Annotated in this window: 4 protein-coding genes; 3 read left to right on the forward strand and 1 reads right to left on the reverse strand. The window is 58.4% G+C overall.

The window, feature by feature from the left end; all coding sequences use genetic code 11:
* Positions 1 to 53: 53 nt before the first annotated feature.
* Positions 54 to 1,460: an adenosylmethionine--8-amino-7-oxononanoate transaminase gene (locus VD17_RS30985; protein WP_046057160.1), complete on the reverse strand. Its 1,407-nt coding sequence runs from the start codon at positions 1,458 to 1,460 to the stop codon at positions 54 to 56.
* A 223-nt stretch (positions 1,461 to 1,683) separates the two neighbouring features.
* Between VD17_RS30985 and VD17_RS30990 the strand changes: the two genes are divergently transcribed.
* The 3 genes from VD17_RS30990 to VD17_RS31000 all read left to right on the forward strand — a co-directional run bounded on the left by VD17_RS30990 (position 1,684) and on the right by VD17_RS31000 (position 4,900).
* Entirely contained in the window at positions 1,684 to 3,459 is a 1,776-nt protein-coding gene (locus VD17_RS30990; protein ID WP_046057161.1) for a flavin monoamine oxidase family protein, read from the forward strand.
* Between the two features lie 263 nt (positions 3,460 to 3,722).
* On the forward strand, positions 3,723 to 4,274 hold the full coding sequence (locus VD17_RS30995; RefSeq protein WP_046057162.1) for a cytochrome b: 552 nt from the start codon (positions 3,723 to 3,725) through the stop codon (positions 4,272 to 4,274).
* Positions 4,275 to 4,306: 32 nt separating this feature from the next.
* Complete coding sequence (locus VD17_RS31000; RefSeq protein WP_033060424.1) at positions 4,307 to 4,900, forward strand: YceI family protein; 594 nt, start codon at positions 4,307 to 4,309, stop codon at positions 4,898 to 4,900.
* Positions 4,901 to 4,928: the final 28 nt, after the last annotated feature.

Below are 4,928 nucleotides of genomic sequence, written 5' to 3' on the forward strand. Positions count from 1 at the left end.
GCGTTCCGACGATGACGGTAGCCCGGTCACCGCGGAAGCTTAGGTGAAATCAATCAACCCGGATCGCGGAAGCCCGGGTGGAAGTCTTTCGGCACCGAAACACTGATGCTATCGCGAGTCGCGATGTCGATGCCTTCGCTGGCCACTTCGGCCAGAAAGTCGATCTGTTCAGGTGTGATCACATACGGCGGCAGAAAGTACACCACGCTGCCCAACGGACGAAGTAAAGCACCACGCTCCAACGCATGCTGGAACACTTTCAAACCGCGACGTTCCTGCCACGGATAAGCTTCCTTGGTGGCCTTGTCCTTGACCATCTCGATGGCCAGCACCATGCCGGTCTGACGCACTTCCGAAACGTTCGGGTGATCGGCCAGGTGCGCAGTAGCGCTGGCCATGCGTTGGGCCAAGGCCTTGTTGTTCTCGATGACGTTGTCTTCTTCGAAGATATCCAACGTCGCCAAGGCTGCCGCGCACGCCAGTGGATTGCCGGTGTAGCTGTGGGAATGCAGGAAGGCGCGCAGGGTCGGGTAGTCGTCGTAGAAAGCGCTGTAGACGTCTTCGGTGGTGACGCAGGCCGCCAGCGGCAGATAACCGCCGGTCAGGGCCTTGGACAGGCAGAGGAAGTCCGGGCGGATGCCGGCCTGTTCGCAGGCGAACATCGTCCCGGTGCGGCCGAAGCCGACGGCGATTTCGTCGTGGATCAGGTGCACGCCATAGCGATCACAGGCTTCGCGCAGCAGTTTCAGGTACACCGGGTGGTACATGCGCATGCCGCCGGCGCCTTGAATCAGCGGCTCGACGATCACTGCGGCGACGGTATCGTGGTTCTCGGCCAGGGTTTGCTCCATGGCGGCGAACATGTTGCGCGAATGTTCTTCCCAGCTCATGCCTTCCGGGCGCAGGTAGCAATCGGGGCTCGGCACCTTGATGGTGTCCAGCAGCAGCGCCTTGTAGGTTTCGGTGAACAGCGGCACGTCGCCCACCGACATCGCTGCCATGGTTTCGCCGTGGTAGCTGTTGGTCAGGGTGACGAAGCGCTTCTTGTTCGGCTGACCGCGGTTGAGCCAGTAGTGAAAGCTCATTTTCAGCGCGACTTCGATGCAGGACGAACCGTTATCGGCGTAGAAGCACCGGGTCAGGCCTTCCGGCGTCATTTTCACCAGACGCTCGGACAACTCGATCACTGGCTGATGGCTGAAACCGGCGAGGATCACGTGTTCCAGCTGATCGACCTGATCCTTGATGCGTTGATTGATGCGCGGGTTGGCGTGGCCAAACACGTTGACCCACCAGGAGCTGACGGCGTCGAGGTAGCGTTTGCCTTCGAAGTCTTCCAGCCAAACGCCTTCCCCGCGTTTGATCGGGATCAGCGGCAGCTGTTCGTGGTCTTTCATCTGGGTGCAGGGATGCCACAACACCGCAAGATCGCGTTGCATCCACTGATTATTCAGGCCCATTTTCAGTCTCCTCGAGGCGGCTCGCGACGTGCGCGGGCAAACAATCGCGCAAGCCTATGCAATGCGTGACGTGGGGACAACCTATTGTGTGGATTGAGCTACTTTGTATAGGTGGATAGACGTCGCTGGCGGCCTTTTGATGGCTGACGTATTCTTCGCGGTTCTTTGAGTCGTCTGACTCGCAAAACCGCTATTTCCTACGTGTATTTCCGGAGTTCTCTGAATGTCTGCTGGTTGGCTGCGCGCCTGTGCGCTGGTGATGTTGGGGCTGTTCAGCGTGTCTGCGCTGGCCAAGGATAAAACGGCGATCGTGATCGGCGGAGGGCTGTCTGGCCTCACGGCGGCTTACGAACTGCAAAACAAAGGCTGGCAGGTCACTCTGCTGGAAGCCAAATCGAGCCTGGGCGGTCGCTCCGGCATGGCCACCAGTGAGTGGATCGGCAACGACAAGACCCAACCGGTTCTGAACAAGTACGTATCGACCTTCAAGCTGAGCACCACGCCGGCCCCTGAATTCGTGCGGACCCCGGGTTACCTGATTGATGGTGAGTATTTCACTGCCGCCGATCTGGCCACCAAGCAACCGGCCACCAGCGAGGCGCTCAAGCGCTACGAAAAGACCCTGGACGATCTGGCGCGCTCGATCGAAGACCCGCAGAACCCGGCGGCCAACAGCACGCTGTTCGCCCTGGACCAGATCAACGTGGCCAACTGGCTCGACCGTCTGAATCTGCCGGCCACGGCACGTCAGTTGGTGAACCAGCAGATTCGTACCCGTTATGACGAACCGTCGCGCCTGTCGTTGTTGTACTTCGCACAGCAAAACCGCGTTTACCTTGGCGTTGCCGACCGTGACCTGCGCGCTTCGCGTCTGCTCGGTGGCAGCCCGGTGCTGGCGCAGGCTTTCGTCAAGCAGCTGAAAACCATCAAGACCAGTTCCCCGGTCTCGGCGATCACCCAGGAAAAGGACGGTGTGACCGTCAAAGTCGGCAGCGTTAGCTATCAGGCGGACTACGTCGTCGTGGCCGTACCACTGCGCGCCCTGAACAAGATCCAGATGACTCCATCGCTGGATTCCCAGCACATGGGCGCGATCAAGGGCACCAACTACGGTTGGCGCGACCAGATCATGCTGAAATTCAAGACGCCAGTGTGGGAAAGCAAGGCGCGGATGACCGGCGAGATCTACAGCAACGCCGGTCTGGGCATGTTGTGGGTTGAGCCGGCGCTGAAGGGCGGCGCCAACGTGGTGATCAACCTGTCCGGCGACAACGCGCGTGTGATGCAGGCTTTCGGCGACAAGCAGATGGTCGATCAGGTGCTGATCCGTCTGCACGCCTTTTATCCAGAGGCGCGCGGTTCGTTCACCGGTTATGAAATCCGTCGCTACAGCACCGACCCCACCATGGGCGGCGCTTACCTGGCATTTGGCCCTGGTCAGATCAGCAAGTACTGGCGCCTGTGGGAGCGTCCGCTGCAACGCGTAGCGTTCGCTGGCGAACACACCGATACCTTGTACCCGGGCACGCTGGAAGGTGCATTGCGCACCGGTCAGCGGGCAGCCAGTCAGGTAGAAGACCTGGCGGCCGGCAAGTCGTTTGAGCCGGCGAAAGTTGTACCGGCAGCGACCGCTGCGGCGGCCGGCGCAGTGGCGGCGAAGAAAGGTAACTTCTTCACCAACCTGTTCGGTGGTTCGGATGACAAACCCGAACTGGCCAAGGCGTCAGAGCCGGTGGCTCCGGTTGTTCCGGCACCGGCACCGGCACCGGCAGTGGCTCCAACACCAGCGCCGGCCCCAGCGCCAGCGCCGGTCGAAGCACCGAAACCAGCGGCACCGGTGAAAGCCGAACAGGCCAAAAAAGCCCCGGCCAAAGCTGCAGCGAAAAAACCTGCGGCCAAAACCGTGGCCAAAAAAAACCCGGTGAAAAAGGTTGAACCGGCGAAGAAAGTAGCGGCCAAGCCCGCTGCGACTCCGGTGGCGGATGCCAAAGCGCAGTAAGCTTTGGGACTAAAAGAACGCGGCAGAAATGCCGCGTTTTTTTATGCCCGAAGAAAACCAATATCAAGAATCGAATAACCCTTATGGCGCAGGTGTTCTTTAGTTGGACTTCATTTTTTATTACACCTTGGTCTTTAATCTTTCCTTAACTCACCTATTTCAGACTCTTGATCGTATTTCTCGATATTTCAAAGCGAAATTTTCCGCTTTAATTCGATAGATAACTCGATAGTCTTGGTCGCAGTTCTCACAGGATTTGGGCAATGCAGCTACGTAATTCTTCTTCGCGCTACGGTTGGGTCAGCATTTTCATGCACTGGGGCGTGGCGCTGGCAGTCTTCGGTTTGTTTGCGTTGGGCTTGTGGATGGTCGGTCTCGACTACTACAGCGTCTGGCGCAAAGACGCGCCCGACTTGCACAAGAGCATTGGCCTGGTGTTGTTAGCCGTCATGGTTCTACGGGTGCTGTGGCGCTTCATCAGCCCGCCGCCACCCGCACTTGAAAGCTATAGCCGCATGACGCGCCTTGGCGCCAAGTTCGGCCATTCGTTCCTGTACCTCAGTCTGTTCGCTGTGATGATTGCCGGTTACCTGATTTCCACCGCAGAAGGTGTCGGGATTCCGGTGTTTGGCCTGTTTGAAGTCCCTGCACTGGTTTCCGGACTACCGGATCAGGCAGACACCGCGGGTGTGATTCATCTGTATCTGGCGTGGGTGCTGGTAATTTTTTCCGGCCTCCATGCGTTGGCAGCACTGAAGCACCACTTTATCGATCGTGATGCGACCCTCACTCGAATGCTGGGGCGCAAAGCTTGACGTTCAACCTCGACTCCCAAGGAATAGAAAGCATGTTGAAAAAGACTCTCGCCGCTCTGGCAATCGGTTCTGCTCTGCTGTCCGCCAACGTGATGGCGGCCGACTACGTCGTCGACAAGGAAGGCCAGCACGCCTTCGTTGACTTCAAGATCAGCCACCTGGGCTACAGCTTCATCACCGGTACCTTCAAGGATATCGACGGCAAGTTCAGCTTCGACGCTGCCAAGCCAGAAGACAGCAAGATCGAGTTCAATGTGAACACCGCCAGCGTGTTCACCAACAACGCCGAGCGCGACAAGCACATCGCCAGCGGTGATTTCCTGAACGCGAGCAAATTCGCTAAAGCGACGTTTGTTTCCACCAGCGTCAAATCCACCGGCAAAAACGCCGCTGGCAAAGACACTGCTGACGTGAGCGGTAACCTGACAATCGCGGGCGTAACCAAGCCGATCGTGGTCAAGGCCACTTTCCTGGGTGAAGGCAAGGATCCATGGGGCGGCTACCGTGCTGGCTTCGAAGGCACCACCAACCTCAAGCGCTCCGATTTCGGCAAGCAGAAAGACCTGGGCCCACAGTCCGACGCGGTCGAGTTGTACGTGACGTTTGAAGGTGTGAAAGCGAAGTAATGCTGAGACCGTAGGAGCTGCCGCAGGC

Origin of the sequence: Pseudomonas fluorescens, from assembly GCF_000968015.1 — a bacterium.
Classification (GTDB): Bacteria; Pseudomonadota; Gammaproteobacteria; order Pseudomonadales; family Pseudomonadaceae; genus Aquipseudomonas; species Aquipseudomonas fluorescens_W.

Excerpts from the sequence above, each read along its gene's own strand:
- VD17_RS30985 (WP_046057160.1), bottom strand. The coding sequence starts at position 1,460 with ATGGGCCTGAATAATCAGTGGATGCAACGCGATCTTGCGGTGTTGTGG.
- VD17_RS30990 (WP_046057161.1), top strand. The coding sequence starts at position 1,684 with ATGTCTGCTGGTTGGCTGCGCGCCTGTGCGCTGGTGATGTTGGGGCTG.
- VD17_RS30995 (WP_046057162.1), top strand. The coding sequence starts at position 3,723 with ATGCAGCTACGTAATTCTTCTTCGCGCTACGGTTGGGTCAGCATTTTC.
- VD17_RS31000 (WP_033060424.1), top strand. The coding sequence starts at position 4,307 with ATGTTGAAAAAGACTCTCGCCGCTCTGGCAATCGGTTCTGCTCTGCTG.